At 71.6% G+C, this 2,999-nt stretch carries 2 protein-coding genes; one reads left to right on the top strand and one right to left on the bottom strand.

The window, feature by feature from the left end; translation table 11 throughout:
- Positions 1–275: enolase C-terminal domain-like protein (locus ACTWQA_RS58675; protein ID WP_443166876.1), on the top strand; the 275-nt coding region annotated here is incomplete at its 5' end.
- 74 nt (positions 276–349) lie between these two features.
- Here the strand turns inward: ACTWQA_RS58675 and ACTWQA_RS58670 are convergent.
- Positions 350–2,383: a zinc ribbon domain-containing protein gene (locus tag ACTWQA_RS58670; protein WP_443167441.1), complete on the bottom strand. Its 2,034-nt coding sequence runs from the start codon at positions 2,381–2,383 to the stop codon at positions 350–352.
- Positions 2,384–2,999: the final 616 nt, after the last annotated feature.

Below are 2,999 nucleotides of genomic sequence, written 5' to 3'. Positions count from 1 at the left end.
ACCTGTGCCGGGCCAACGGAATCGCCGTGTGGTGCGGCGGCATGCTCGAAACCGGCCTCGGCCGGGCCGCCAACGTGGCACTGGCCGCACTCCCCGGCTTCACCCTCCCCGGCGACACCTCGGCATCACGACGCTACTACGCCACCGACATCACCGAACCGTTCGAGCTCGCAGACGGGCACCTAGAGGTGCCCACCGGCCCCGGCATCGGCGTCGAGCCGATCCCGGACGTGCTCGACGAGGTGACCACCTCCACCGAGTGGATCACCCTCTGAGCCGTGGCACCGATGCCAGCAGCGCGTGTGTACGAACCGTAAGCGTCTTGAATTCTCTCTAGTTCCCTGAGGAATCAGGCAACTCGGACGGGCGTAGCCTGGCTTCGGCTGCTCCCGTGCTCGGCGCGCGCGAGCACGGGGGTGGCTTTGGCATGGTGGAAGCCGGTCCGGTGGTGAGAATTCCTGACATGCCCTGTCCGGTACGGCTCGCGCCGTCCCGCCTTGGGTGCATGGCCCGCCGGACACTGTCCACTCCTGGCAGGGAATGGGGCGGGCACCGTGCGCCGGTCGGGCACACGGCTGGAGGTCATCGCATCGTCTGCCGAATTGGTATCCGCTGCTGAGGCGTTCACCGAGGTGTCCGCCGGGTTGTTCGCGGTGCGGGTCGGTCGTTTCGGGGTGGGACGGTTCTTGGATCTGTCCCGCGCCGCCGGCCGGGGGTGCAGGTCGATTCGGGTGCGGCGGGCGCGCCGGGCCGCCCGGGTGGGCCTGCGCGCCCGGCGGGCGCGGGCCACGTTGCCCTCCACCACCGTGCGGATGGTGCGGGCGCCGGTGGCGCGGTGGGTGCGGGTGGCGTGCTGGCCGAGCAGGCCGCGCGCGACGATCCGCTCGGCCGCGGCCCAGTCCCGATCACACGACAGGCCGCAACCCTGGCAGTACGCCCACGTCCAGCCCTTCTCGGCGAGCCGGTCCGGGGCCGGGCAATGGGTAAGGACCGAGGTGCCGTCCCCGCAGCGGGGACAATATTTGGAGGTGCCGCGCGCCGGGACGGTGACCACGGCGATCGCGCTCTTGGCCGCCAGGTGCCGGATCGCCTCCACGATCTGCCCGCGGACCTGCCCCGACAGGCGCACGTTCGCCCGCCCTCGGCGTCCGCGTGCTTCCAGGGTGGCCAGGTCCTCCAGGTAGATGACCGTCGCCCCGGCGGCGAGGGCCTGATCGACTGCCCAGCGCGCCGCCGACCAGGCCAGCGCGTGGTTCAGATGCCGGATGCGCGCGCACACGCGCTCGTGTTCCACACCGATGCCCTCGTAGGCCGCGGCCAACGCGGCGAAGCGGGGATCGGCGACGGTCATGCCCGCCAAGAGCTTGCCCTGGTGCCGGTGCTTGGCGGCCAGCTGCTCACGCTCGCCCCGCAGCCGGTGCAGCTTGGCCGAGACGCCGCTGGCGTCGTAGGTGAGCGGCCGCCCGTCGCAGATCACCCGGCCCTCGCCGGTCAGACGGCCGGTCACGCCGGTCAGGAGCATGTTGCAGCCCCAGTCGAACCCCACCCCGGTCATATGCCCGGTGGCCGGCGCGAAGTCGATCGGGATCTGGAAGGGCAGATCGACGCGCACCCGGCTTTTCTTCACGCGCAGGGTGGGGGTGCACAGCTTGGCTTCCGGCGGGACAGTCGGCGGCAGGGCGATCGGCAGGACGTGCCAGGCCCAGTCCCTGCTGGAGGCGGGAGACTCGACCAGGGGAAGCCGCACCCGCAGCCGGGCGCCTCGGTCGCCGGCGCGCCCCAGGGTGACCAGTTGCCGGTCGGCTGCGGCCAGCACGATCTGCGCCGCGACGTTCGGCGGCTGCTCCAGGTCGGTCAGATCGGCCGGGAACGCGCCATAGGTGTCGAGGTAGGCGGCGATCTGGCGGGTCCGGTTGCGGATCTGGGCCGCCGTCACCCCGTCCGGCAGCACCGCGCGCAGCGCCTGCCATTCGGCGTCGGTGCGGGCCCGCGGGTCGGCCGGCCAACTCGCCACGATCGCCGCCACCAGGGCGCGCCGGTGCAGCGCCAACCGCAGGGCGCGGGCGGCCTGCTCCTGGGCGCACCGCACCACCCGGTCACAGACATGCACGCCCGAGGCGGGCGTCGTGCCCCAGCCCATCCTCCGCACAGCCATCCAGCCCTTGGCCGGCAACGCCCGCCCGTCCGGCCCGACCCCGCAGGCCAGCGCATCCAGATCCGCCGGGTTCCACCGGGCGGCGACCAGATCGGCGGTCAGTTCTTGTGCCAGGCCGGCCAGCCAGGCGACCCGCTGAGCCAGCAGCGGCTGCGGGACGACCTGGCCGTTCTGCTCCACCACCGCGCCATGGGCGGTGCAGGTCGCGGTCGCGGTGAGCTTACTCACGTCGCCGCCCCCGTTCGGAGGAGGCACCCAGGCATGTGCCGCACGACCTGCACCCCGCCTCCTACCTCAACGATTTGTAGCCGTAACATTACCAAGAGTTCGCACCCGTGGGCAGAACGTTTGAGCGATAAACATCCCGCCGAAAACCGCCCGACCGCCCAACCGCACTGCGTGACAGCAGAGGGCCCGGCCTCCACCGGCACAACGTGAACGGCAAGATCGAGACCGGCTCGGGCACACCGCCGGCGACCGTGCCGGGACCCGATTCCCAGCACCTGCCTGCCGCGCAACAACCCGAGAAACGAACGTGACCGCCGCAACAGCGGCCAACTGCCCGTCCAGGCCGAACGACCCTCCCCAGCCCCGGACCCCTATCCCTGGCCGACCTTCACGATCCCGGTCGGGCCGATACGACGTCATTCCTCTTCCCGCACCGACAGGCAGCCCGCCTGTCGCCCGCACCAGACACGCGCACGTAGCCGACCAGCTACTAACGGGGCTTCGCCCCAGCCCGACGAGGCATCGGGGTTGTGGCTGAGGTGGGGGCTCCGGCTGGCGACGAAACGGTGACACGATGTGCCCGTTCATGTGCCGCATGTAGCGGTGGAGTAGCCCT

The organism is Nonomuraea sp. 10N515B (assembly GCF_052245915.1).
In the GTDB taxonomy this organism is placed as follows: domain Bacteria; phylum Actinomycetota; class Actinomycetes; order Streptosporangiales; family Streptosporangiaceae; genus Nonomuraea.
Note: the sequence above shows the minus strand (reverse complement) of the source record. Positions and strands in the feature narration are given on the sequence as shown.